Genomic DNA, 24,546 nt, shown 5'->3' on the forward strand with positions numbered 1-24,546 from the left:
CCGCTGCGGCGGCCCCCGACCGTAGTGGGGCCGTCCCGCCCGGTCAGCCAGCTGTCCCGACGTCGGCGACCGTTTTCCATGCTGCCAGTGTCCCGGGGAGCTAGTGTCCGGCGGCGCCGAGATCGTCCCGCACCCGTACGGGCTCGTCGGCGAGCGGCATGTTCGCCGCGTCCCGGACGCCGTCGAGTGCGCCGGCACCGTCCGCTTCAAGCCGGCCAAACAGCGCGTCAAAGTCCTCCGGTGCCGGGCCGGCGGTTGCCACCAGTTCGAAGGTCTTGCGCAGTGCGGAGCCCGAGCCCAGGCTCCGGACCAGGACCTCCGCAATCTGTCGGCGTGCGATGACCCCGTCGCTGGAATTTCCGGCCTGGCGGGTGTCGCCCTGCAGGAGGACGAGCCTGTGCTCGTTGGGCGCGTTGTAGTCGAACCATCCGGGCCGGACGATCGTATAGGGCAACCCGCTGGCCCGCACGAGACGCTCGGAGCGCCGCTTCCAGTCGTGCGCCTCGGTCGAAAGGTTGTAGGCGCCCGTGCGGTTGGTGACGCCGATCGCCGTCATCAGGGCGATGCGCGCCGTGCGGGAGCCCAGCGCGGTCAGCACGTTGCGCACCCCGCCGTAGTCGATGCTTTCCGCCCCGGCTTTGCCACCGTGGGAACCGTGGGTGAACACGACGGCGTCGATCCCGTCCACGGCAGCGGTCAGGGTTTCCGGCCGCGTGAGATCCCCGAAAACCACTTCGGCCCCGACAGGCAGTTGCCCGGCCTTGCCAGGATCGCGGACCAGGGCACGGGTGAGGTACCCGTGCCGGAGAGCCGCTTCGACCACCAGATGCCCAATGCTGCCGGTCGCACCAACAACAAGGACGGCGGTGGGGTTACTCATGCCGGGACGACTTCGTTGAGGACCCGCAGCGCGTTGAGCGTCCGGGGGTAGCCGATGTAGGGCAGCAGCGTGGTGATGACCTCCAGCAACCGGGCGCGGCCGTTGCCGACGTTGAGGTTGGCGGCGACGTGACCCCTGACCTGCGGCTCGCAGCCACCGAGCGAGACGAGCATCGCCAGGGTGAGGAGCTCGCGCGTGGGCACGTCGATGCCGGTGCGGGTCAGGTGGTCGCCAAAGCAATTGGCGGAGAGGTAGCGCTGGAAGTGGCTCTCGTCGTCGGCCGCCGAGGCGTGCATCGCATCGATGACGTCGGCACCGGCGATCACCTTCTGGACGGCGAGGCCCTTCTCCGCGCGGTCGGCGGGCGTCGTCGTGGACTGGCCCGGCAGGGGCAGTTCGATGCCGCGTTCGGTGAGGACCTCGTTCGTTGCCTGAATGAAGTCGAAGACCTTGGCCATTCCCACGTAGGGGACGGCCTGGTAGACGATCTCTTTGACTTCGACCGGGCTGACGCCGACGGTGAGCGCCGCGCCGAGCATCACCCGGTATTGCCCCAGCGCCTGCGAGGCGATCATCGACGCGAGCTGGACCATGAGCCGGGTCCTCGTGTCCAAGTCTCCGTGGCCGAGCACTTCGTCGAAGGCGAAGTTGCCGAAGGACTCGATGAGCTCCGGGTCGGTGACGGCCAGGGTTGAGACGTGCCCCGGGAAGAGCTCGTCGAGGTTCTTGCGGGCTGCTGCGCTGATGGCCATTGCTGTCCTGTCATTCAGAATCGGGGAAGAGACGCTTGTAACTCTCACCTGCCCAGCAAACTGCAATCAACGCGAATGAGGGAGTGCCCCCAGCTACGAGTACTGCCAGTACCCCCTTCGCGGGCGCCCGCGGGCATGGGGAGAAATTTAGCGGACGCCCGGAGCTCCCTCAGCTTTCCGCCGCCGCCTGCGAACCTGCCAGATAATCAGGCCAATCACCGCCAACACCCCGACGACGACGGCGATATCCCGCCCTACCGCTTTGGCCACGGCTTCATAGGAGTTACCGGCCACGAACCCCAACAGGACGAAGCCCACACCCCAGAGAATGCCGCCGGCGACGTTGAAGGCGAGAAAACGCGGATAGGGCATCCGGGCGGATCCGGCCAGGGCCGGCATCACGGCCCGAAAGAACGCCACAAAGCGTCCCAGGAAAACGGCAGCCCCTCCCTTGCGGCGGAGAAAATCCTGCGCCTCATCCAGTCTGGTTCGCTTCTTCCGAAAACCCCGCAACTCAAGGAATCTGGGGCCCAAGTGCTTGCCAACCTCGTATCCCACCGAATCCCCTACGACAGCGGCCATGACCACCAGGACCATCATCAGCCACAGCTCGGCGTTTCCGCGGCTGGCGACGACTCCGCCCAGAATCGCAGCAGTCTCCCCCGGGATCACAAAGCCCACAAACAGCGCGTCCTCGGCGAAGACGAGGCCGGCCACGATCACGTACGCCAGGAGGGGCGGGACGTTCAGGATATTTTCGACAAACTGCGTCATCGTGGCCCTGCTTTCAGACCGATCCTCGTGCTGCCGCGGCTGGCAGTTGACGCCTCGGCGGGCGGCGGTGCCTAAGGCTGAAGGACTTCCCTGGCGTCTGGCCGGGTGGCTTCCTGGAGGACCCAGCGGTTGCCGTCAGGGTCACCGAAATAGGCGAACAGGACCCCGCCCATGTCCTGGACCTCGCTGATCTCCGCCCCCCGCTCGAGAAGCTCAGACCGCGCCGAGGCCATGTCCGGGACCACCAGCTGCAGGCCTTCCAGGCTCCCAGGCTGCATGCTGGTCATCCCTGTGCCGATGACTATGGAAGTGGCGGAACCAGGCGGGGTGAGTTGGACCACCCTCATGCCCGGTATGTATTCCACGTCGTGGTCCAGGACGAAACCGAGCCGGTCGGTGTAGAACGATTTGGCTTTGTCCACATCGGCGACAGGTACTTGTACGACCTCAAGGCGCATCTCCATGCGCCTCACAGTACCTCGTCTTGCGCAGATGGCTCCTTCGATTCCCCTATGTGTCTCCGATCAGCACGCTTTGGGGGATGCCCTGCCAGTACACCTTTCATCAGGGACTCCCATACAGTCCCTGGGGCAGGTTGACTGGAGGCGCTAGGTCCACACCCCGCGCACAACAAACTGAGGAGACACGATGCACACGCGAACTCTCGGACAAGGCCTGCAGGTCTCGGCTGTCGGCCTTGGCTGCATGGGCATGTCACAGGGCTACGGCCCGAACCCCGGCGACCGCCAGGCGATGATCACGGTGCTCCGCGACGCCGTCGATCTCGGAATTAGCTTCTTCGACACCGCAGAGGTGTACGGCCCCTTCGTCAACGAGGAACTGGTCGGTGAGGCGCTGGCCCCGATGCGGGACGAGGTGGTGATCGCGACGAAATTTGGCTGGCGGATCGAAGACGGCAAATCGGTGGGACTCGACAGCTCCCCCGAACGGATCAAACGGGTCGCGGACGAGTCGCTGCGCCGGCTGCGCGTAGACAGCCTCGATCTCTTCTACCAGCACCGGGTCGACCCCAATGTTCCCATCGAGGAAGTGGCAGGCGCAGTGGGCGAACTCGTCCAGGCCGGCAAAGTCCGCCACTTCGGGCTATCGGAGGCCTCAGCCACAACCATCCGGGCCGCGCACGGAGTCTTCCCGGTGACAGCCGTCCAGAGCGAGTACTCCCTCTGGACACGCGACCCGGAATCGGCGGTGCTGCCAACGCTGGCCGAACTGGGTATCGGATTTGTACCCTTCAGCCCTCTCGGCAAAGGCTTCCTCACCGGCACCGTGAATCCGTCCACGCCATTTGCAGACGGCGACATCCGGGGCACCATCCCGCGTTTCACCGCCGAGAACCGGGCCGCCAACCAGGCACTCGTGGACCACGTCGCCGGGCTGGCCGCCGCCAAGGGCGCAACTCCCGGCCAGGTGGCGCTGGCGTGGCTCCTGGCCCAGCAGCCGTGGATCGTGCCGATCCCAGGCACCCGGCGCCGGGTGCGCCTCGAGGAAAACGCGGCCGCAACCGCCGTCGCGCTTTCCGCTGACGAGGTCGCAGATTTGGATGCCGTAGCTGGCCGGATTGGTGTGCAGGGAAACCGCTACAACGACTTGCACATGGGTCTCGTGGGGCGGTAGCAGGCAGTCTTCGCACTGATCGCGACCTGCAATGACCTGCAGGGTGGGCTTATTCTTAGCGATTAAGACCAGTTGTCCGGTTCAGTGTGCACCGGATTCTGCCGTACCGGGATGATGGGATCTGAGGCTCGAAAATGGACGTTGCACACGCCGCACGGATGCCAGCCCAGATTCGTCGCGGTGCTGCGCATGGCTGATTCCGGCGTCCAGACCGGGGCCGGCAAGGACGGCGGTGATCTGTGCTCTCCTTTCCTGGACGAGCTGCCTATTAGCGGTGCTGCGGTCTCCATGTTCGGCGGCGCCGCCTCGGAGACCCTGGTCTGTGCAACCGATGCACTGGCGGCCCGGCTTGATGAGCTGCAGTTTGATCTCGGCGAAGGGCCACGATGGGAGGCCCTTCGCAGGCGGCTCCCCGTGCTCGTCCCCGACGTCCGATACCCCCAGCCCTACTCGTGGCCCGTTTTTAGCAAAGCTCTCCTGGAAACAGAAGTCGCAGCGATTTTCGTCTTCCCACTGACGTTGGGAGCACTGGACCTGGGCGTCGTGGAACTTCACCACACAGCGCCGGGCAGCCTCAGTTACGCCGACTCTACGAGGGCGGGGGTGCTCGCCAACCAAACGGCATGGCATCTTCTCCGCAGGGTTCTCGCTGTGCACTCCCCCGACACCGATCCCTCGGTGGATGCTCCCCTGATGTCCAGACGGGAAATCCACCAGGCAACCGGCATGGTCCTCGCGCAGGCAGAAACCACCGCAGCCGAAGCCCTCCTGCTGCTGCGCGCGCACGCATTCGCGAATGCGCTGACACTTCGCCAGGCGGCCGATGAGGTCCTGCAGGGCCGACTGAGCTTCGTCCAGGGCAATGAAGAGCTCAGGCCTGGCTCAACGCCTTGGCCTTGACAGCATCGAACTCCGCCTGGGTCAGGGTGCCGGCGTCGAGGAGTTCCTTGGCCTTTGCGATTTCCTGGCTCGGGGACGCTGAGGCGACCGAGCGGATGTACTCGTTTGTGGCCGCTTGCGCCTCCTGCGCGCCCTTGGCCTGACGCTCGGCCATGCTGCGGCCCCGCGCGATCAGGTACACAAGCACGGTGAGGAACGGCACGAAGACGAGGAACAGTATCCACACGGCCTTGAGCCAGCCGTTCAGGTCACGGTCCCGGAAAATGTCGGTGATGACAGCAAACAGTGCGAAAAGGTAGGCGACGAACGCAAATCCCCAAAAGAACAGCCAAATGACGTTCCAGAATTGCTCCACGGGAGCCATCCTTTCGTTCTGAGGAAGCCCCACTGGCATCCCCCTTAGGCGCCAAAGTAGTCTTCCGGGCAACCGGCGGTTAGGACCATAAGGCCTGAATTTGCCGAGGTCAAGGCCCCATGGCGCCGCGGATGCGGTCTGGACCGGCCCCCGCCTAGCCGATCGCCTTGGCCTTGAGCAGGCGGTGGGGCCGCCGCGCGCGACGGATCCGGACGGGCTGGGACTAGAAGAAGTGCAGCTCGCTGGCCGCGTCAGGGGAAGGATGCACCACGGGGGCCTGGCCGAGTTCGAGCAGGATGTCGTTAATGCTCAACTGGCCGGCCAGCTGAGGATCCGGCTGTACCGGGACAACAGCCTCCGGAACGGCGTCGCTACTCATGCCACGATCATATGTGCCGGCCACTGCTGCACCCGGGGGCCACGCCGATCCGCGGCACTGACAGCTTGGCCAGGGCATTGACTTCAGGGCAGCCGACGCCGGGACCCCAGGCGCGTCAGGCGCCGTCGTAAGCTTCCTGAAGGGCTGCGATGTCCAGCTTGCCCATGGCGAGCATTGCCTGCACGGCGCGCTGGGCGCCATCGGCGTCGGGGCCTCCGATCAGTTCTCCCAGCACGGACGGCACCACCTGCCACGAGAGCCCATACCGGTCTTTGAGCCACCCGCACTGGCTTTCCTCGCCCCCATCGGTCAGGGCGGACCAGTAGTGGTCAACTTCTTCCTGCGACGCGCAGTCGATGACAAGGGACACTGCCTCGGTGAAAGTGAAGACTGGTCCACCATTCAGCGCCGTAAAGGTGCGCCCGTCGATCTGGAAGCGGACGGTCATTGCCTGGCCGGCGGGCCCGGGACCGGCGTCGCCGTACCGGGAAACATCGAGGATCTTGCCGCCGTCGAAGAGGGAAACGTAGTACTCCGCCGCCTCCTCGGCCTGGTTGTCGAACCACAGGCAGGTGGTGATCTTTTCACTCACAGCGGTCCCCTTGCGTTCGCCCGTGCCGCCGGGTGACTCCGGCGGCGATCAGTGGCTTGGGACCGAGCCTAGCCCCACGGTGATTTTGCGCACAACGGCTCCCGGCGCCCCGCGGACCACTGCCGGAGGAAGCTCACGGCCGCCGCCCCGCCCCGCGCAGCCCAGCCGGACGGGACTAGGCTTGGAGGTATGCCCTCTCCAACCCCGAGCCTCCCCCACCCCTCAGCCCCGGACGCGCAAAAAACCGGCCTCCGGCCGGCGCAGGCGGCCACCCTGGCCGCAAGCGCGGACGCCCTCCTGATTCTGCTCTTCGCGGCGATCGGTCGCGACGCGCACCAGCGCGGCGAGATCATCACCGGAGTCTTTGCGACGGCCTGGCCGTTCCTGGCGGGTGCGGCCGTGGCATGGCTTGCCCTGCGGCTGTGGCATGACCCGCTGCGGGTGTGGCCCGCCGGCGTCGCCGTCTGGCTCGGAACCGTCGGTGTCGGCATGATCCTGCGGGCCGTCACGGGCCAGACGGTGGTGCTGCCGTTCATCATCGTGGCCCTGCTCAGCCTCGCCGTATTCCTCCTGGGATACCGTCTTGTGGTCGCGGGCGTTCGGCGGTTGCGTTCCCGCCCCCGCAAGGGCTGATGCACTAGGCTTGCAGAAGATGGCAGCGCCCGGGCAAGGGCCGCCGACAGGCCCGCAAACGGCGCAACCGATCCGGAAAGGCTCACACGTGGTCACCGCATTCGTCCTGATCAAGACAGACGCTTCACGCATCCCGGAGACCGCCGAGGAAATCTCCGCGATCTCCGGCATCAGCGAGGTCTATTCCGTAACGGGCGAGTGGGACCTGATCGCCATCGCCCGGGTCGCCAAGCATGAAGACCTGGCTGAAGTCATCGCGGACAAGCTCTCGAAAGTTCGCGGCGTCGCCCACACCACCACGCAGATCGCCTTCCGCGCGTACTCCCAGCACGACCTCGACGCGGCCTTCGCCCTCGGTTTCGAGCAGTAGCCGGCCACTGGCAGCGCAAGCAACACAAACGACGGGCCCGGCAGAATCTGCCGGGCCCGTCGTCGTGGTGGGTGCCTGTGGTCAGGGCCGCCTGAGTTCGCTCAGGCGGACTGCGACAGAGCGACCCATCTGTCCAGCACGGCGGCCGCAGCACCGGATTCAACGGACTGCTCGGCCCGCTTGAACGCGGCTGCCATTCGATCCGTGAGTGGACCCACAGCGTCGAGGTCGAACGCCACCAGCCCGGCCGCGGCGTTGAGCAGCGCGGCATCGCGGGCCGGCCCCGGCGCGCCGCCCAGGACAGCGCGGACGACGGCGGCATTTGCCTCGGCGTCGCCGCCGCGCAGCTCCTCCAAGGTGGCCTGCCGGATGCCGAGATCGCGCGGGTCAAACATCTTGTCCGTGACCTCACCGTTGCGGATCTCCCACACCCGCGACGGGCCGGTGGTGGTGAGCTCATCCAGGCCATCGTTCCCCCGGAAGACGAGGCCGCGGCTGCCGCGCTTGGCCAGCACTCCGGCCACCAGGGGGGCCATCTGCTCATTGGCGACGCCCACGGCCGAAGCCTGGACGTGTGCGGGGTTGATCATGGGACCCAGGAAGTTGAACGCCGTCGGAACGCCGAGTTCGCGGCGGGCGACGGCGGCGTGGCGCATCGAGGGGTGGAAAACCTGGGCGAAACAAAAGGTGATTCCCGCCTCCTCGGCGTTGCGTGCCACCCGGGGAATGGGGAGGTCCAGCCGGACGCCGAGGGCCTCCAGGACATCGGCGGATCCTGAGGAGGACGACGCCGCGCGGTTGCCGTGCTTGACCACCTTGGCACCGGCGCCGGCCGCGATGAGGGCGGCCATCGTGGAGATGTTGACGGTGTTCTGCTGGTCGCCGCCAGTGCCGACGATGTCCAGCTTCTCACCGGCGATGTCTATGGGGTTGGCATTGGAGATCATCGCCTCCACCAGGCCAGCCAACTCATCCACAGTCTCGCCTTTGGACCGCAGCGCCACCAGGAACCCGGCCACCTGGGCCGGCGTGGCCTCGCCCGACATGATGGAGTTCATGGCCCATTCGGTGCTCCCGGCGGTGAGGTCCGCGCCGCCGATGAGTGCGTTGATGAGCCGCGGCCAGGTGTTGCCTGCCGCCGGTGCGGATGCCTGAGAAGTCACCTCCCGATGCTATCGAGGTCGGCCCCGCGATGACCAATGTGAACCCCTCCGGGAACTTTTCCGCGCGAATTCGCGTCTTTGTAGAAAAAGTCCTCCGAAAAGGCGGTTTGCGTTGGGCAGTACGGAGTTTTATAGACATAATGTCTATGTGACATCTGCGACCCATGCCCCCAGTACCCCGGCGCACCCGACGCTGAACCGCCCCAACATGGTTTCTGTAGGAACCGTTGTGTGGCTGTCCAGTGAGTTGATGTTCTTCGCCGGTCTCTTCGCCATGTACTTCACACTCCGTTCGACTTCCGGACTGATGTGGGCCGAAGAGACAGCCAAGCTCAACTTCCCGTTTGCGCTCGTAAACACGATCGTCCTCGTAGCAAGTTCCTTTACTTGCCAGATGGGCGTCTTCGCTGCCGAACGGCTCCAGCCGCGCCGGACCGGCGGACGCTTCAGCTTCACCCAGTGGGGAATGAACGGATGGTTCATCCTGACGTTCCTCATGGGTGCTTTCTTCGTCGCCGGCCAGGCGACCGAGTACGCCATGCTCGTTTCCGAGCATGTTTCGCTGTCCTCCAACGCCTACGGTTCAGCCTTCTACATCACCACCGGCTTCCACGGCCTGCACGTGATCGGCGGCCTGATTGCCTTCCTGCTCATCATGGGACGCTCCTTCGCGGCGAAGAAGTTCGGGCACTTTGAAGCGACTTCGGCGATTGTCACCTCGTACTACTGGCACTTCGTGGACGTCGTCTGGATTGGCCTCTTCCTGGTCATCTACGTCCTCAAGTAGCAGGTTTGACTCTTTTTCTACAAGAGGCAGAATTTATAGAAGCGGCTCCCGGAGCCACCGCAGGATCGAAAAAAGGAACCACCACGTGAAGGCACTCTCGCAGAAGCGACGTCACCCACTGGCAGCAATAGCGCTGCTGCTGATGGGCCTCTTGGTCACGGGTGGGCTGTACGCCGTTGCCACCACCGTCAACCAGGCCAAAGCCGACACCACCACTTACAGCGCAAGTGACGTAGAGGAAGGCGGCAAGCTCTTTGCCGCCAACTGCGCCACCTGCCACGGCATGGGTGCCAGTGGCTCGCAGGCCGGGCCTTCCCTTGTGGGCGTCGGTGCCGCTGCTGTTGACTTCCAGGTCGGCACCGGCCGTATGCCCATGCAGATGAACGGCCCCCAGGCCCAGCAGAAGCCCGCCCAGTTCAACGAGGAACAGACCAAGCAGCTCGCTGCTTACGTTGCCTCGCTCGGCCCCGGCCCGGCCATTCCCGAGGCGGGTGTGCTCGATGAGAAGGGCGACGCCGCTAAGGGTGGAGAGCTGTTCCGCACCAACTGCGCCATGTGCCACAACGCTGCAGCTGCCGGCGGTGCCCTCACCCGGGGCAAGTTTGCCCCGGCCCTCGCCGGAGTTTCCGGTCAGCACATCTACGAAGCCATGGTCACTGGTCCCCAGAACATGCCGGTCTTCAGTGACGCGAACATCTCCCCCGAGGGCAAGCGCGACATCATCACCTACCTGAAGCAGATTGAAGCCAACGGTTCACCCGGCGGCGCAGATCTTGGGGCCCTGGGACCGGTTTCCGAAGGTCTCTTTGTTTGGATTGCCGGCTTGGGCGTCATCATCGCGTTCACGATCTGGCTCACGTCCCGCACTTCGTAAGCGGGCCTTACACCTGTAAGAATTTTCTGCTGACACGTCAGCAGTTCGAATTGAAACCTAACTCGGCAGAAGCCGAGACGAGAGAAGGATGAGGCGAATTATGGGCAACCATAGTGACGGCAGTCCGAACCACTCGGGCACCGTAGCTACGGCTGGTCAGAATGGGGTGGAGAAGTTCCAGGATCCTGGACTTCCCCCGCACCGTTTGCGCCTGGCTGACACGGACCCGAGGGCCGCAAAGAAAGCAGAACGGCAGGTAGCCCTTCTGTTCGGGACCTCGGTCGTTGGCACCCTGATATTCCTGGTGTCGTACTTCGCGATCGATTTGGGGAATGATTCCTCGATCGCCACGATCCGCCTCCAGAATGCCTTGCTGGGCATCGGCACCGCGTTCGCGATGCTGGGCATCGGTACCGGCATCGTCCACTGGGCCAAGGCCCTGATGCCGGACCACGAGGTCTCGGAAGAGCGCCACGCGATCCGAACCGAGGAAGACCGCCAGGCTGCCGTCCGCATCGTTGACGACATTGTGGAAGAAACCGGCATCAAGCGCCGGCCGCTGATCCGCAACACCCTGCTCGGCGCGGTCGCACTGGCGCCCCTGCCGGCATTGGCTATCTTCGGTGACCTTGGCCCCCGGCCGGACTTCGCGCTGGCCCACACATTGTGGGCGCCGGCTCCGGACGGCAGGCTGAAGCGCCTTGCCCGCGACCCCGATGGCACTCCCATCAAGGCCGCGGACGTCACCATCGGCTCCGCTTTCCACGTCATCCCGGAAGGGCTGAACGAGCTGAGTGAAGGCAAGCTGAACGAGAAGGCCAAGTCAGTCGTCTTGCTCATGCGCCTGGACCCGAGCGAACTCCACCCTTCCCCGGAACGCGTCGATTGGGCCTACAACGGCATCGTCGCGTACTCCAAGATCTGTACCCACGTTGGTTGCCCTGTTGCCCTGTACGAGCAGCAGACCCACCACCTGCTGTGCCCGTGCCACCAGTCAACCTTCGACCTGACCCAACAGTGCAAGGTTATCTTCGGCCCCGCCAGCCGCCCTCTTCCCCAGCTGCCTATCGCAGTCGACGCCGAGGGCTACCTGGTCGCCACGAGCGACTTCCATGAACCCGTCGGACCGAGCTACTGGGAGCGTGAGCAGCATGTCCTCATCCCTAACGCCTGATGCCCCCGTCTTCGTCGCCAAGACGAAGGGCGGCCGCATCACTGACTTCGTCGACCAGCGTGTTGGCGGCTCCGGCATCCTTCGCGAGTTCGGCCGGAAGGTCTTCCCGGACCACTGGTCGTTCATGTTCGGCGAAGTGGCGCTGTATTCCTTCGTCATCCTGCTGCTCTCGGGGACGTTCCTAACGTTCTTCTTCGATCCGTCCATGGCGGAAACGCATTACGCGGGCTCCTACACGCCGCTGAAGAACGTTGAAATGTCTGTGGCGTACAGCTCATCCCTGAACATCTCCTTTGATGTCCGCGGCGGCCTGTTCATGCGCCAGGTGCACCACTGGTCGGCCCTGCTGTTCGTGGCCTCCGTGTCCGTGCACATGCTCCGCGTGTTCTTCACCGGCGCGTTCCGCAAGCCCCGCGAGCTGAACTGGGTGGTGGGCAGCGTCCTGCTCATCCTGTCCATGGCTGCAGGCTTCACCGGCTACTCGCTCCCCGATGACCTGCTCTCCGGCAACGGCCTGCGCATCATCGACGGCGTTATCAAGTCCATCCCGGTCATCGGCACCTACACGTCGTTCTTCCTCTTCGGCGGCGAGTTCCCGGGCACCATGATCATCAGCCGCCTGTACATGCTGCACATCCTCCTGGTACCCGCACTCATCCTGCTGATGATCGTGATGCACCTCTTCATGGTGGTTGTGCACAAGCACACGCAGTACCCCGGCCCCGGCCGCAACGACGGCAATGTCGTCGGCTACCCTTTGGGCCCGGTTTACGCGGCCAAGGCCGGCGGCTTCTTCTTCATCGTGTTCGGTGTGGTTGCCCTCATGGCGGCGTTCTTTACCATCAACCCGATCTGGAACTACGGTCCGTACGACCCCTCGCCGGTTTCGGCAGGCACTCAGCCTGACTGGTACATCGGGTTCGTTGACGGTGCTCTGCGCCTGATGCCGGGCACGATCGGGGACTGGAAAGTCGAACAGATCTGGTTCGGCCACATGTTCACGTTCAACGTCCTGCTTCCGGCACTCGTCCCGGCCGGCATCCTCTTCACGGTCATGTTCGCCTACCCGTGGATTGAGCGCTGGGTCACCAAGGACAACCGCGAGCACCACGTCCTGGACCGTCCCCGCAATGCTCCGACCCGTACGGCGATCGGCATGGCCGGTTTCGTCTGGTACTGCGTAATGTGGGCCGCCGCAGGCTCTGACCTCATCGCCACCCACTTCCACGTGGCCCTGAACGATGTCACCTACTGGCTGCGCGCACTGTTCTTCATCGGCCCGGTCATCGCCTTCATCGTGACCAAGCGCGTCGCCCTGGCGCTGCAGCGCAAGGACCGCGAGATTGCCCTGCACGGCCGCGAAACCGGCCGCATCGTGCGCCTGCCGCACGGTGAGTTCATCGAGGTTCACGCCCCGCTGGACGAGTACAAGCGCTACAAGCTCGTGGGCTTCGAGTCGCCGGCCCCGCTGCCCGCGGTGCCGAACGAACACGGCGTCGTGGACCGCAAGGAAAAGCGCCGCGCCGCGCTCTCCCGCTGGTTCTTCGAGGACCGGGTTGCCCCGGCCACGCCCGCCGAGCTGGAGGCCGCCCACGGTCACCACGGCGCGCACGAAGCGATCGAAGCAGCAGAGTCGAAGTCGCTCAGCCACTAAGACGCTGCAAGTAGATAATCGGAAGGCCCGGTCCCCTTGGGGACCGGGCCTTCCTGCATTCCGGAGTGCAACAGCAACGCGGAGATCCTTCTATGGTTGTCACTTGGCGCCCAACCCAGGGGTTTCATGGGCGCAAGGGACCCTGCGTTGGTCTGGGTTACGGGCGGTACCCCGAGGCGTAGTTGCGCGTGGGCCGGACGCCGGGGCGCTGCAGGGGCACCCAGAGCTTGTAGCGGTCGGCCCGGTAGTAGGACACGGAGTAGTCCACCATGGCGCGGGCCACGAACGCGTGGCGCTGGATCTTCAGCAGCGGGGTGCCGACCTCGACGTTCAGGAGCCTGGCCGTCGACGGCGATGCGGCCGTCGCCTCGATCATGTCCTCGCCCCATTCCATGACCAGCCCGAAGCGTTCGCTGAGCACGTTGTACAGGGAGGTGGGCGGTTCGCCGTCGAGCAGGCCGGGAACCCGGTGGGCGGGGATGAAGTTCTCGTCCACGCTCATGGGCTCGTTGTCGGCCAGCAGGAGCCGCCGGAACCGGACCAGCGGCGTCCCTTCCTCCAGCTGCAGCTCACGGGCCAGGAAGGCGCTGGCGGCGATCTGCTCGAAGCTCAGGACCTTAGCAGCCGGGACCATGCCGCGCCGCTGCATCTCCTCGCTGTAGGAGGTCAGCTTGACCTGGAGATCGAGTTTGGGTTTGCGCACAAACGTGCCCAGCCCCACGACGCGTTCAATCACTTCCTCGCCCACCAGGGCATCGATGGCCTGGCGGACGGTCATCCGGGCAAGGCCGAAGCGCTGGGCAAGGTCCCGCTCGGACGGCAGCGCCGATCCCGGCGGGCAGGCGGCCGCGATGTGCGCACGCAGGATTTCCCGCAGCTGGACGTAGATGGGCACGCCGCTCTCACGGTCGATCTCGCCAATCATCCTGGACGCGTTAGAGGACGCCATGGTTCAGCCTCCGGTTGGGCTCCGGCGCGGGTAAAACACTCATATCTCAAGGGTAAGCCCGTTGCCCGGCAGGTCTAGACCACCGAGCCGTCTCATGTCGTGCCAGCCCCTCCCCCGCGGCTACCCTTGAAGTTGCAGACTGCTGACGGGCAACGGAGCCCGCCCGGTCTGATGAATCCCCGCCGTCCCGACCAGTCCGTCGTCGATGGCACCCGTCCACTTGCAGCACCTGCAGAACCAACACCAGCATGAGGGAGTCCCGTTGCCAGTTCGCAAGGCAATCGTCACGGCCGCCATCGGCCTCCACGCCCGGCCGGCGGCCGTATTTGTCCGGGCCGTCACGGCCACCGGACTCCCGGTCACCATCAGCAAGGACGGCAGGCCCGGCGTCGACGCCCGTTCGCTGCTGGAAGTCATGACCGAGGACTTCGAGTGCGGCTGCGAAGTCGAGCTGGCCGTCGCTGCGGAGGCCCTCCCGGCCCTCTGCAGCCTCGCAGAGGCGCAGACCGCACTCGAGGGGCTGGGCGTCCTTTTGGAGTCGGCAGCAGCCGCCTGACACTCTCCCGCGCACAACCCGCGCGTCCCGGGCGCATACGACGGCGGGCCCCACCATTTGGTGGGGCCCGCCGTCGTGCAATATGAACTTTTAGTCCGGGTGGACGCTAGTGCGCGTGGTCACCGCGGCTGTATTCGTAGACCCAGCCGACCAGGGCGACTACTGCCATTCCGCCAGCGATGAAGACTATCCACCAGCCAACAGCCAGGCCGAGGAAGCCTGTTGCGCAGGACAGGCCCAGCATCAGCGGCCACCAGCTCCAGGGGCTGAAGTGTCCCTGTTCGCCGGCTCCCTCATGGATTTCGGCGTCGTTGCGGTCCTCGGGGCGCATGCCCACGCGCTTGCCCGTGAAGCCGAGGTACGCGCCGATCATGCCGGCGAGACCGCCCACGAGCAGGATTCCGAGGATGCCTACCCATTCGCTCCAGTGGGTCAGGTAACCGTAGATGAACGCCACCGGCACAAAGAAGAAGACGCCGAAGCCAAAAATTCTTGATTCGAGTTTCACTTGGCGGTGTCCTTCTGGTCGGCGTTACCGAGGGCTGCTGCTGCCGGAGCTGGCGAGTCGACGGTGTAGGACTGGGAGAGCTCCGGGTGGTGCAGGTCCAAGGCAGGACGTTCGGAGCGGATGCGGGGCAGGGAGGTGAAGTTGTGGCGCGGCGGCGGGCAGGACGTGGCCCACTCGAGCGAGGCACCGAAGCCCCACGGGTCATCAACTTCCACCCGCTCATTGCTGCGCCAGGTGATGTAGACGTTCCAGAAGAACGGGATCAGCGAGGCACCGAGAACGAACGAGGCGATGGTGGAGAACTGGTTCATCCACGTGAACCCATCCTGCGGCATGTAGTCCGCGTAGCGGCGGGGCATACCCTCGACACCCAGCCAGTGCTGGATCAGGAAGGTGCCGTGGAAGCCGAGGAACAGCATCCAGAAGTGGATCTTGCCGAGGCGCTCGTTGAGCATCTTGCCGGTCCACTTGGGCCACCAGAAGTAGAAGCCTGCGAACATGGCAAACACGACAGTGCCGAAGACCACGTAGTGGAAGTGGGCCACGACGAAGTAGGAGTCCGAGACGTGGAAGTCCAGCGGCGGCGAGGCCAGAATGATGCCGGTCAGGCCACCGAAGAGGAACGTTGCCAGGAAGCCGATGCTCCAGAGCATGGGGGTTTCAAAGGTGATGGAACCGCGCCACATGGTGCCGATCCAGTTGAAGAACTTCACACCGGTCGGAACAGCGATCAGCATCGTCATGAAGGAGAAGAACGGCAGCAGGACCGAGCCGGTGACGTACATGTGGTGGGCCCACACGGTTACGGACAGGGCGGCGATGGAGATGGTCGCGTACACCAGGCCCTTGTAGCCGAAGATCGGCTTGCGGCTGAAGACCGGGAAAATCTCCGAGACGATGCCGAAGAACGGCAGCGCGATGATGTACACCTCGGGGTGGCCGAAGAACCAGAACAGGTGCTGCCAGAGGACGGCACCGCCATTCTCCGGATCGAAGATATGGGCACCAAAGCGGCGGTCCGCGCCGAGCGCGAACAGGGCGGCGGCCAGCGGCGGGAAGGCCATCAGGACCAGGATGGACGTCACGAGGGCGTTCCAGGTGAAGATCGGCATGCGCCACATGGTCATGCCGGGGGCACGCATGCAGATGATCGTGGTGATGAAGTTGACCGCGCCAAGGATGGTGCCGAAGCCGGAAAGCGCCAGGCCGAAGACCCACAGGTCACCGCCCACGCCGGGGCTGAACGTCGTGTTGGACAGCGGCGCGTAGGCAAACCAGCCGAACGACGCGGCACCCTGCGGGGTGATGAAGCCGGACACGGCGATGGTTGAACCGAAGAGGAAGAACCAGAAGGCCAGCGCGTTCAGTCGCGGGAACGCGACGTCGGGGGCACCGATCTGCAGCGGCATGATGACGTTGGTGAACCCGGCAAACAGCGGCGTCGCGAACATCAGGAGCATCACGGTGCCGTGCATCGTGAAGAGCTGGTTGTACTGCTCTTTGGTCTGCAGGATCTGCATGCCGGGCTCGAAGAGTTCGGCACGGATCAGCAGCGCCATGATGCCGCCGAAGCAGAAGAAGACGAACGACGCGATCAGGTACATGTACCCGATCGTTTTGTGGTCGGTCGAGGTGATCCAGTTGACGACGATGCGCCCCTTGGACTTCGGTACTACGGGAGCCTCGAGGATCCCGGCGGATTGAGTGTAAGTTGCCACGTCGCTCGCCTTACTTGGTTTCGGTCGGGGCCGGGTTGCGGTCGTACTCTTCACCGAGCAGGCCGGTGTTCCCGTCCTGGCGCAGCTTGTTCATGTGCGCCTGGAACTCCGACTCGGAGACAACCTTCACGCGGAACAGCATTTCGGAGTGGTACTCGCCACAAAGTTCGGCACACTTGCCGTCGTAGGTTCCCTCCTTGGTGGGGGTGAACCGGATGTAGTTGGTCTTGCCGGGAATCATGTCCCGCTTCTGCAGGAACGCAGGTACCCAGAAGGAGTGGATGACGTCGCGGGAGTTGAGCTCGAGGTCAATCGACTTGTTGACCGGCAGGTACAGGGTGGGCAGCTTTTCCTTGTCCACGTCGTTGCCGGTCAGGTGGGCCTGGACGCCAGCTTCATGGACGTCCCCGGTGACGACTTCACCCTTTTTGTAGTTGAAGTCCCACGCCCACTGCTTGCCGCGGACGTCGACGACGACGTCGGCCGGCTTGGAGCGGTCATCGATCGACGCGGTGTCGCGGTCGGTGAAGTAGAAGAACACCAGGACCATGAACAGCGGGATCGTCAGGTAGAACACTTCAAGCGGAAGGTTGAAGCTGTTCTGGCGGGGGAAGCCCACGGTGCCCTTGCGGCGGCGGTAGGCGACGACGCACCAGATCATCAGGCCCCAGGTGATGATGCCGACGACCAGCGCCGCAATCCATGAGTTGACCCAGAGGTCCATGATGAGGCCAGTGTGATTTGTGGTGTCACGCTCGGTGGGCAACCAGCCCCTCTGTACCTCTGGTGAACATCCAGTCAAAGCCAACGCGCCGGCTAGTGCCAAGCCAGTGATCGTAGTGATCTGTTTGCGTCGGCTGCCGGTTCGGTTCTGCGAACTCACAGACGGCCCTTCCTACTTGTTGCTGTTGCCCCGCGAATTACGGGCAGGGCAAACGAAAAGTTTTACTACTCGGTGTAGAGCTTACCGCTCCCCGGGAGTTTTCGCCCACATGTCCGCACCGTGCGTCGGGAGCTTTTTATGGCCGCCGCTCGTTGAGGATCCTGCGCCACTAAGGCCGGGCAAAATGCCCGGCCTTAGTGGATAAGAATTAGTGGAACGAATCTCCGCAGGCGCAGGACCCGCCGGCATTGGGATTGTCGATCGTGAAGCCCTGCTTGGAGATGGTGTCCTCGAAATCGATGCTGGCACCGCTGAGGTAGGGAACGCTCATCTTGTCGACCACGACCTCCACGCCGTCGTAGTCGCGCACTGCGTCCCCGTCGAGCAAACGCTCATCGAAGTAGAGCTGGTAGATCAGGCCGGAGCAACCGCCGGGCTGCACGGCAACGCGGAGGCGCAGATCGGTGCGGCCTTCCTGCTCGAGCAGGCTGCGGACCTTGCCAGCTGCCACGTCGGTCAGCTTGACCTCATGCGTGGCCAGCTCGCCGGCCTCAGCGGCAGTGGCGTCGGCGCTGTTTTCATTGGTTGTAGTGCTCATGGCCTACCTTCTTGCAACGGTGGTGGCGGCCCCGTTCGCACGGTGCCCGCCCCTACTTAAACGGTATGGGCTATAGCTACATGCTACTTCGCGCAGCCCTGTAGCTCTAACTCCTGACGTAACTGTGGGAGACGGCTGGATGTTCCCCCGGACGGCCCGGGACGGGCTGGTGGCTAAAGCGCACCTTCCTCGTTGAGACGCGCCAGCAGCAGGGCCTCGGCGACGATGGCGTTCCGGAAGTCACCGAGGTGCAGCGATTCGTTGGCGCTGTGGGCGCGGGAATCGGGATCTTCGACCCCGGTCACGAGGATCTGCACGTCGGGGTAGAGCTCTGTCAGGTCCGCGATGAAGGGAATCGACCCGCCGATCCCCATTTCAACGGCGGGAACGCCCCAGGCCTCGCCGAGGGCCCACATAGCCACGGACGCGGCCTTCGAGCTGGTGTCGGTCAGGAAGGAGTTGCCGCTCTCCCCCGGGGTGAACACGACCTGCGCGCCGAAGGGGGCATTGGTTTCAACGTGCTTGCGCACCGCATCCATTGCCGCCGCCGGATCCTGTCCGGGGGCGAGGCGCAGGCTGAACTTGGCCCGCGCCCGCGGCAGGAGGGTATTGGAGGCCACGTCCACGGCCGGGGCGTCAAAGCCGATGATGGAAAGGGCGGGCTTGGTCCACATCCGTGACGCAATGCTCCCTGTTCCGGCCAGCTTCACGCCGTCGAGCACGGACGCGTCGGTTCGGTACTCCTCGTCGGTGAGGTCCACGAGCACGTCATCGCGGCTCACCAGGCCCTCGACCGCAACGCTGCCCTCGTCGTCGTGAAGGGTCGCGATCAGGCGTGCCAGCAGCGTGGGGGCGTCGAGTACCGGGCCGCCGAACATGCCCGAATGCACCGCGTGGTCCAGGACCTTGACCTCGATGGTGCCGTCCACCAGTCCGCGCAGGCTCGTGGTCAGCGCCGGAATGCCGACCTTCCAGTTGCTGGAGTCGGCCACGACGATCACGTCGGCGCGGAGCAGTTCGCGGTGGGTCTCGAGGAAGGACCGGAACGTCGGGGAACCGGCTTCCTCTTCGCCTTCGAAGAAGAACGTTACGCCCAGGCCAAGTTCCTCGCCAAGCACACGCGTAACCGCCGAGTAGGCAGCAATGTGGGCCAGGATGCCGGCCTTGTCATCCGCGGCACCGCGGCCGAAGAGCCGGCCGTCGCGTTCGACGGCGGTGAACGGGTCGGTGTCCCACAGCGCCAGGTCGCCGGTCGGCTGGACATCGTGGTGGGCGTAGAGCAGAACGGTCGGCTTGCCCTCGGCGGCCGGACGGCGTGCGACGACGGCGGGCCCGCCGGGCGTCCCGTCTTCCTTGTGGCAGCGGAGGATCCGGACGTCGTCGAATCCGCTGGCACGCACCAGGCCGGCGACGGCGTCCGCGCTGCGGTTCAGCGGGGCAGGATCAAAGCTGGGCCAGGCGATGCCCGGGATGGCAACAAGATCCGTCAACAGGCTGATCGTTTGATCGAACGATTCGGTAACGGCTTGACGGAGGGCTTCGGCATCGATGGTGCCGGCGTGGTCCAGTGCGGTCTGCGGGTTCCCCGCGGTAGAAGATGTCATGGCCAAAACACTACCCGTGCGCTGGATCACGCTAAACCTTGAACAAAGTCATCACTGGCCCAATGCCGTGTGGGCTGGGTCTCGCGCCTGTGTCTGCGGGGTATTCTTTAGGGGTGTTTGGACGTAAAAAGGAAGCGCCTACGGCGCAGGACGTAGTTGACCAGCAGGCGGCCGAGGCAGCAGCCCGGGGCGCCGTGACCGGCAAGGGCGCACCCACGCCCAAGCGGAGCGCCCAGGAGGCGGCCCGCAAGCGCCCGCTCGTGCCGGAGGACCGCAAGGCTTCCAAGGCCGCCGAGCGCGCCGCCGTCGCGGACCAACGGCTTAAGATGCGGCAGGCCATGGACAGCGGTGACGAGAAGTTCCTGCCCGTGCGCGATAAGGGTCCGCAGAAGCGCTTCGCCCGTGATTACGTCGATGCGCGCTTCAGCCTGGGCGAGTACCTCATGTTCGGCGCCCTGCTGTTCGTTGTCATCTCGCTGCTGGTGCCTGCTTCCAGCTCGCAGATGATCTACGTCCTGGGCGCCTTCTGGGTCATGTTCCTGGCGGTCTTCGTGGACGTCTTCATCCTCTCCCGCAAGCTCAAGAAGCGGCTCGGTGAAAAGTTCGGCGAGGTGGAGCGCGGCACCGTCTGGTACGGCTCCATGCGCTCCCTGCAGTTCCGCCGCCTGCGCCTGCCCAAGCCCCAGGTCAACCGCGGCCAGTTCCCCGCCTGATCATCCGCTCCTAGAATTCTTCAACCGGGAAGCCCACGGCAGTTCAGTGAACTGCCGGGGGCTTCCCTGTTAACCCGGGCTTCGGGTTGCGCCGCAGCGTCTGGGTCCGCCCGCCCTGAACGCCTAGCGGCGGCTCGGGTGGCTGGCCAGCAGCCGGTTGATGCGGGCGGCCCAGAACGGGCCCTCGTAGAGGAAAGCCGTGTAGCCCTGAACAAGGGTGGCGCCAGCGTCCAGCCGTTGCTGCACATCCTGGGCGGTTTCGACTCCGCCCACCGAGACCAGGGTCAGGGCTCCGCCCGTGACGGACTTGAGCCTTGCCAGCACCTCGTGGGACCGTGCTTTCAGCGGTGCCCCGGAAAGCCCGCCGGCGCCGCACGCTTCGACCTTGTCCTGGCTGGAGGAGAGTCCGCTGCGGGCGATGGTGGTGTTGGTGGCTATGATGCCGTCCAGCTTCAGGTCCAGCGCCAGGCGCGCGACGTCGTCGATGTCCTCATCGCTGAGGTCTGGCGCGATCTTGACCAGCAGCGGAACGTGGCGGCCGGCCGCCTTGTCCGCCTCCTCCCCCACTGCTGCCAGCAGTGGGCGAAGGGTCTCAACGTCCTGCAGCAGCCGCAGGCCCGGCGTGTTGGGCGAACTGACGTTGACCACGAGATAATCCGCTGCCGGGGCCAGGCTGCGCGCGCTGATCAGGTAATCCGACACCGCGTCCTCGAGCCCAACCACTTTGCTCTTGCCGATGTTCACCCCGATCACGGGCCGCACACCGGGGTGCTGCCGCTGCAAGGCCGCCCTGGCGGACTTCAGCCGCGGCGCGACCGCCGCGGCGCCGTCGTTGTTGAAGCCCATTCGGTTGATGACGGCCCGGTCTTTGACCAGGCGGAAAAGCCGCGGCGCCGGGTTTCCGGGCTGGGCCTGTCCGGTGATGGTGCCGACTTCGACGTGGCCGAAGCCCAGTTCGGTCAGAGCCTCGATGCCGTGGCCTTCCTTGTCGAAGCCGGCCGCGAGCCCGAACGGCGACGGGAAGGTCAGGCCAAAGGCCTGTGTCTGCAGGGACGCCGCCGGGGCCGTGAACTTGTGCAGCAGTCGCCCTGCACCGCAGCTGTGGGCGAGCCGGATGGCCTTGAACCCGATCTTATGGGCGCGTTCGGCGTCCATCCAGGAGAAGGCGAGCCGGAAGAATGTGGGATATACGCGCATGCCTCTAGTTTTCCGGTTCGGCCCGCGCAGACCAAACCAACGCACCGGCCGGCGGGAGTTGTGACTGACGGTGTGACTGCCCGTGTGAGTAAGGTGGGTCGCGCAGTGGGACGGGCCCCGGAAGGGCGCCGGCCCGAGTTAGCATGAAGCCATGACCAGCAATGAAGGTGTCGGAACGGGCGGCGGCGCGCCGGGCCGCTTGATCGAGGCCGATGTGGTGGTGGTCGGCGCGGGCCTGGCCGGACTCGTCGCCGCGGCCCAGGCCTACGCCGCCGGCAGGCGGGTGGCCGTGCTCGACCAGGAACCCGAAGCCTCCGTCGGCGGCCAGGCGCACTGGTCCTTCGGCGGCCTGTTCCTGGTCAACTCCCCCGAACAGCGGCGGCTCGGGGTCCGGGACAGCGAGGAGCTGGCCCTCGCAGACTGGCACGCGTCCGCCGGGTTCGACAGGCCGGAGGACGCGCTGGCAAAGAAGTGGGCGGCCGCGTACGTGAACTTCGCCGCCGGGGAGAAACGTGCCTGGCTCGCGGCCCTGGGCGTCAGGCTGTTTCCCTTGGTGCAGTGGGCCGAACGCGGCGGCTACGGCCCGGACGGCCACGGCAATACTGTCCCGCGCTTCCATGTCGCGTGGGGTACCGGCCCTGCCCTGGCGGCCCCGTTCCTGGCCAAATTGCGCGAAGGCGAAGCCGCCGGGCGGGTCTCCTTCCATTTCCGGCACCGTGCCACCGAGCTCGTGAAAACCGCGGGCCGGGTGAGCGGTGTTCGCGGCGAACTGCTCGAGGCCAGCAGCGCGGGGCGGGGCGAAGAGTCTTCGCGGCGCCCGGCCGGCGCCTTCGAGGCTGCGGCCGCGGCCGTGGTGGTGACCAGCGGCGGTATTGGCGGCAACCACGGCTCGGTCCGCAGGCAATGGCCCGGCGGCGTGGCGCCGGAGCGGATGTTGAGCGGCGTGCCCGCTTCCGTGGACGGGGATTTCCTCCCGGCCGTGGGCCGGGCCGGCGGCAGCCTCATCAATGGCGACCGGATGTGGCACTACCCGGAGGGCATCCACAACCATGCTCCCGTCTGGCCGCGGCACGGCATCAGGATCCTGCCCGGACCGTCCGCCATGTGGCTGGATGCCACGGGTCGGCCGCTCCCCGCTCCCCTGTTTCCGGGCTTCGATTCGCTCGGGGCGCTTCGCCACATCCTGGCCACGGGACATTCCCATTCATGGTTCGTCCTTAACAGGGCCATCGCCCTGAAGGAGTTCGCGCTCTCCGGATCGGAGCAGAACCCCGATCTCACCGGCAAGGATGTCCGGCTGCTGGCCGCCCGGCTGAAGCCCGGCAGCGACACCCCGCTGCAACGGTTCCTGGACCACGGTGTGGACTTCCTGCAGGCAGCGGATCCCGCCGGCCTAGCCGAACAAATGAACGGTTTGACCGGCGAAGGGCTCATTGACCCCGAGTCCCTCGAGAACCTGATCCGGGCCCGGGACCGGCAGTTTTCCAGCGGGCTGGGCAAGGACCCGCAGCTGGCGGCGATCCGGGCCGCACGCCGTTTCGCCACCGACAAGATCATGCGGGTGGCGCCGCCGCACCGGCTGCTGGATCCGCGCCACGGTCCCCTGCTTGCGGTCCGGCTCTCGGTCCTGACACGCAAGAGCCTCGGCGGCCTGCACACGGATCTGCAGTCCCGGGTCCTGGATGCCGCCGGGCAGACCGTACCCGGACTCTTCGCCGCCGGTGAGGCCGCCGGGTTCGGCGGCGGTGGAATCCACGGCTACCGGGCACTCGAGGGCACGTTCCTGGGCGGATGCCTCTTCTCCGGACGTTCGGCCGGCCGCGCCGCGGCTTCGGCGGCATAGGTCAGCGGCGCGGCCAGCAGCACAGGAAAGCAGCGCGGGAGGAAGAGTCGATGCAGTGGCGGACGGACATTCTGGGGGACGATTTCCAGGCGTGCGCCTTTGAGGCAGCCGGGCCCGACGGCGTGCTGCGCACCGCAACCCTGGTCCGCTACGTCCCGCTCGGGCCGGCGCAGCCCGCGGCGCTGCCTGCCCGGGCCGTGCTGTTCCTGCACGGTTGGAGTGACTATTTCTTCAACGAGGAACTCGCCGAATTCTGGGCCGGGCAGGGTTTTGAGTTCTTCGCCCTCGACATGCACAACCACGGCCGCAGCCTGCGGCCGGGCACGCACGGCGGGTACGTGGCCGACCTGGACAACTACGACGCCGAAATCACGGCGGCGATCGGCATCATCGGCTCGCTCCGACCGGCCGGAGCGGCGCCGCAGCTGACGCTGATGGGTCACTCCACCGGCGGCCTGATCGCGGCGTTGTGGGCCGACCGGCATCCCGGGGTGGCATCTCATCTGGTCCTGGACAGCCCGTGGCTGGAGGTCCACGGCAGCCCGGCCCTGCGCCGCGCCGCCCGGACCATGGTGGAGCCGTTCGCCAGGTTCTGGCCGGAGTCGGTGATCCGGCTGCCTGAGCGTGCCTTCTATTGGCGCAGCATCAGCAGCGCCGCGGAAGGCGAATGGGCCCTGGACGATGCCTACCGCCCGCCGCACGCCTTTCCGGTCCGCGCCGGCTGGCTCAGCGCCGTGCTAAGCGGACAGTCCAAGGTGGCCCGCGGCCTGAACATCGATGTGCCCATCCTCGTGCTGATTTCCGGTGCCAGCGCCAACGGGATGTTCTGGAAGGAGTCCATGCGCCGCACCGACGCGGTCCTGGACGTGAACACGATCGCCCTGCGCGCGCTCAGCCTGGGCCGCACCGTCACGCTGGAGCGGATTGACGGCGCCCTGCACGACGTCTTCCTGTCCGCACCCCGTGTCCGCGCGGACGCCTACTCCCGGCTGTCCCGGTGGCTCAGGGCGTACGTGTTCGATTGACGCGGACCACGACGCCGTCCAGTATCGGCA

Annotated in this window: 27 protein-coding genes; 12 read left to right on the forward strand and 15 right to left on the reverse strand. The window is 65.6% G+C overall.

Going from position 1 to position 24,546, the window contains the following annotated elements; genetic code table 11:
- Positions 1-100 precede the first annotated feature (100 nt).
- The 4 genes from AC1DDO_RS03445 to AC1DDO_RS03460 form a co-directional block, all read right to left on the reverse strand.
- Positions 101-880, reverse strand: a complete 780-nt coding sequence (locus AC1DDO_RS03445) for an SDR family oxidoreductase (RefSeq protein ID WP_476971432.1) — start codon at positions 878-880, stop codon at positions 101-103.
- Positions 877-1,632 carry a carboxymuconolactone decarboxylase family protein gene (locus AC1DDO_RS03450; RefSeq protein ID WP_476869778.1) on the reverse strand — a complete coding sequence of 252 codons (756 nt, stop codon included), beginning with the start codon at positions 1,630-1,632 and terminating at the stop codon, positions 877-879. The genes AC1DDO_RS03445 and AC1DDO_RS03450 overlap by 4 nt, the downstream gene beginning before the upstream one ends.
- A 147-nt stretch (positions 1,633-1,779) precedes the next feature.
- Complete coding sequence (locus AC1DDO_RS03455; protein WP_476971433.1) at positions 1,780-2,406, reverse strand: DedA family protein; 627 nt, start codon at positions 2,404-2,406, stop codon at positions 1,780-1,782.
- Positions 2,407-2,477: 71 nt separating this feature from the next.
- Positions 2,478-2,870, reverse strand: coding sequence for a VOC family protein (locus AC1DDO_RS03460; RefSeq protein ID WP_476971434.1), 393 nt, complete (start codon positions 2,868-2,870; stop codon positions 2,478-2,480).
- Positions 2,871-3,054: 184 nt separating this feature from the next.
- Between AC1DDO_RS03460 and AC1DDO_RS03465 the strand changes: the two genes are divergently transcribed.
- Together AC1DDO_RS03465 and AC1DDO_RS03470 are read left to right on the forward strand one after the other, a co-directional pair.
- On the forward strand, positions 3,055-4,041 hold the full coding sequence (locus AC1DDO_RS03465; protein ID WP_476971435.1) for an aldo/keto reductase: 987 nt from the start codon (positions 3,055-3,057) through the stop codon (positions 4,039-4,041).
- Positions 4,042-4,230: 189 nt separating this feature from the next.
- A complete protein-coding gene (locus tag AC1DDO_RS03470) occupies positions 4,231-4,941 on the forward strand; it encodes a GAF domain-containing protein (RefSeq protein WP_476971436.1) in 711 nt (236 codons plus the stop codon).
- Here AC1DDO_RS03470 and AC1DDO_RS03475 read toward each other — a convergent pair.
- From AC1DDO_RS03475 to AC1DDO_RS03485, 3 genes are all read right to left on the reverse strand, one after another.
- Positions 4,913-5,296 (reverse strand): SHOCT domain-containing protein, encoded by a 384-nt coding sequence (locus tag AC1DDO_RS03475; RefSeq protein WP_476971437.1) that lies wholly within the window; start codon positions 5,294-5,296, stop codon positions 4,913-4,915. The two genes, AC1DDO_RS03470 and AC1DDO_RS03475, sit on opposite strands and share 29 nt — an antisense overlap.
- Before the next feature lie 223 nt (positions 5,297-5,519).
- Positions 5,520-5,675, reverse strand: a complete 156-nt coding sequence (locus AC1DDO_RS03480; protein WP_476869773.1) for a hypothetical protein — start codon at positions 5,673-5,675, stop codon at positions 5,520-5,522.
- A 115-nt stretch (positions 5,676-5,790) separates the two neighbouring features.
- Positions 5,791-6,267: a VOC family protein gene (locus AC1DDO_RS03485; RefSeq protein WP_476869772.1), complete on the reverse strand. Its 477-nt coding sequence runs from the start codon at positions 6,265-6,267 to the stop codon at positions 5,791-5,793.
- A 189-nt stretch (positions 6,268-6,456) separates the two neighbouring features.
- On the opposite strand from AC1DDO_RS03485, the gene AC1DDO_RS03490 reads away from it, so the two are divergent.
- Positions 6,457-6,900, forward strand: coding sequence for a DUF3054 domain-containing protein (locus tag AC1DDO_RS03490; RefSeq protein WP_441408951.1), 444 nt, complete (start codon positions 6,457-6,459; stop codon positions 6,898-6,900).
- Positions 6,901-6,988: 88 nt separating this feature from the next.
- Positions 6,989-7,270, forward strand: a complete 282-nt coding sequence (locus tag AC1DDO_RS03495; protein WP_441408952.1) for an Lrp/AsnC family transcriptional regulator — start codon at positions 6,989-6,991, stop codon at positions 7,268-7,270.
- A gap of 101 nt (positions 7,271-7,371) precedes the next feature.
- Here the strand turns inward: AC1DDO_RS03495 and trpD are convergent, their stop codons facing one another.
- Complete coding sequence (trpD, locus tag AC1DDO_RS03500) at positions 7,372-8,433, reverse strand: anthranilate phosphoribosyltransferase (RefSeq protein ID WP_476971438.1); 1,062 nt, start codon at positions 8,431-8,433, stop codon at positions 7,372-7,374.
- A 148-nt stretch (positions 8,434-8,581) separates the two neighbouring features.
- On the opposite strand from trpD, the gene ctaE reads away from it, so the two are divergent.
- The 4 genes from ctaE to qcrB all read left to right on the forward strand — a co-directional run bounded on the left by ctaE (position 8,582) and on the right by qcrB (position 12,922).
- Complete coding sequence (gene ctaE, locus AC1DDO_RS03505; protein ID WP_230009034.1) at positions 8,582-9,220, forward strand: aa3-type cytochrome oxidase subunit III; 639 nt, start codon at positions 8,582-8,584, stop codon at positions 9,218-9,220.
- Between the two features lie 85 nt (positions 9,221-9,305).
- Positions 9,306-10,094 (forward strand): cytochrome bc1 complex diheme cytochrome c subunit, encoded by a 789-nt coding sequence (gene qcrC / locus AC1DDO_RS03510; protein WP_441408954.1) that lies wholly within the window; start codon positions 9,306-9,308, stop codon positions 10,092-10,094.
- A 100-nt stretch (positions 10,095-10,194) separates the two neighbouring features.
- The gene (gene qcrA, locus AC1DDO_RS03515) at positions 10,195-11,268 is read left to right on the forward strand and encodes a cytochrome bc1 complex Rieske iron-sulfur subunit (protein ID WP_441408955.1); all 1,074 of its coding nucleotides are present in this window, start codon (positions 10,195-10,197) and stop codon (positions 11,266-11,268) included.
- Complete coding sequence (qcrB, locus tag AC1DDO_RS03520) at positions 11,246-12,922, forward strand: cytochrome bc1 complex cytochrome b subunit (protein WP_476869769.1); 1,677 nt, start codon at positions 11,246-11,248, stop codon at positions 12,920-12,922. The genes qcrA and qcrB overlap by 23 nt, the downstream gene beginning before the upstream one ends.
- Before the next feature lie 157 nt (positions 12,923-13,079).
- Here the strand turns inward: qcrB and AC1DDO_RS03525 are convergent, their stop codons facing one another.
- Positions 13,080-13,871 (reverse strand): GntR family transcriptional regulator, encoded by a 792-nt coding sequence (locus AC1DDO_RS03525; protein ID WP_441408957.1) that lies wholly within the window; start codon positions 13,869-13,871, stop codon positions 13,080-13,082.
- Positions 13,872-14,133: 262 nt separating this feature from the next.
- On the opposite strand from AC1DDO_RS03525, the gene AC1DDO_RS03530 reads away from it, so the two are divergent.
- A complete protein-coding gene (locus tag AC1DDO_RS03530) occupies positions 14,134-14,427 on the forward strand; it encodes an HPr family phosphocarrier protein (RefSeq protein ID WP_476869768.1) in 294 nt (97 codons plus the stop codon).
- Between the two features lie 106 nt (positions 14,428-14,533).
- Here AC1DDO_RS03530 and AC1DDO_RS03535 read toward each other — a convergent pair whose 3' ends face one another.
- From AC1DDO_RS03535 to AC1DDO_RS03555, 5 genes are all read right to left on the reverse strand, one after another.
- A complete protein-coding gene (locus tag AC1DDO_RS03535) occupies positions 14,534-14,935 on the reverse strand; it encodes a cytochrome c oxidase subunit 4 (protein ID WP_441408959.1) in 402 nt (133 codons plus the stop codon).
- Entirely contained in the window at positions 14,932-16,653 is a 1,722-nt protein-coding gene (ctaD, locus tag AC1DDO_RS03540) for an aa3-type cytochrome oxidase subunit I (RefSeq protein ID WP_476867595.1), read from the reverse strand. The genes AC1DDO_RS03535 and ctaD overlap by 4 nt, the downstream gene beginning before the upstream one ends.
- Before the next feature lie 10 nt (positions 16,654-16,663).
- Positions 16,664-17,536, reverse strand: a complete 873-nt coding sequence (gene ctaC, locus AC1DDO_RS03545; RefSeq protein ID WP_441408961.1) for an aa3-type cytochrome oxidase subunit II — start codon at positions 17,534-17,536, stop codon at positions 16,664-16,666.
- A 208-nt stretch (positions 17,537-17,744) separates the two neighbouring features.
- Complete coding sequence (locus AC1DDO_RS03550) at positions 17,745-18,134, reverse strand: HesB/IscA family protein (protein ID WP_441408962.1); 390 nt, start codon at positions 18,132-18,134, stop codon at positions 17,745-17,747.
- A 173-nt stretch (positions 18,135-18,307) separates the two neighbouring features.
- Positions 18,308-19,738, reverse strand: coding sequence for a M20/M25/M40 family metallo-hydrolase (locus AC1DDO_RS03555; protein WP_476971439.1), 1,431 nt, complete (start codon positions 19,736-19,738; stop codon positions 18,308-18,310).
- 113 nt (positions 19,739-19,851) lie between these two features.
- On the opposite strand from AC1DDO_RS03555, the gene AC1DDO_RS03560 reads away from it, so the two are divergent.
- Positions 19,852-20,451 carry a DUF3043 domain-containing protein gene (locus tag AC1DDO_RS03560; RefSeq protein ID WP_476867592.1) on the forward strand — a complete coding sequence of 200 codons (600 nt, stop codon included), beginning with the start codon at positions 19,852-19,854 and terminating at the stop codon, positions 20,449-20,451.
- Positions 20,452-20,574: 123 nt separating this feature from the next.
- Here AC1DDO_RS03560 and AC1DDO_RS03565 read toward each other — a convergent pair whose 3' ends face one another.
- Positions 20,575-21,648 (reverse strand): quinone-dependent dihydroorotate dehydrogenase, encoded by a 1,074-nt coding sequence (locus AC1DDO_RS03565; RefSeq protein WP_476971440.1) that lies wholly within the window; start codon positions 21,646-21,648, stop codon positions 20,575-20,577.
- A gap of 151 nt (positions 21,649-21,799) precedes the next feature.
- On the opposite strand from AC1DDO_RS03565, the gene AC1DDO_RS03570 reads away from it, so the two are divergent.
- The gene (locus AC1DDO_RS03570) at positions 21,800-23,491 is read left to right on the forward strand and encodes an FAD-binding dehydrogenase (protein ID WP_476971441.1); all 1,692 of its coding nucleotides are present in this window, start codon (positions 21,800-21,802) and stop codon (positions 23,489-23,491) included.
- 50 nt (positions 23,492-23,541) lie between these two features.
- Positions 23,542-24,516: an alpha/beta hydrolase gene (locus AC1DDO_RS03575; protein ID WP_441408967.1), complete on the forward strand. Its 975-nt coding sequence runs from the start codon at positions 23,542-23,544 to the stop codon at positions 24,514-24,516.
- Positions 24,517-24,546: the final 30 nt, after the last annotated feature.

This window comes from Arthrobacter sp. 10N43 (assembly GCF_056394525.1).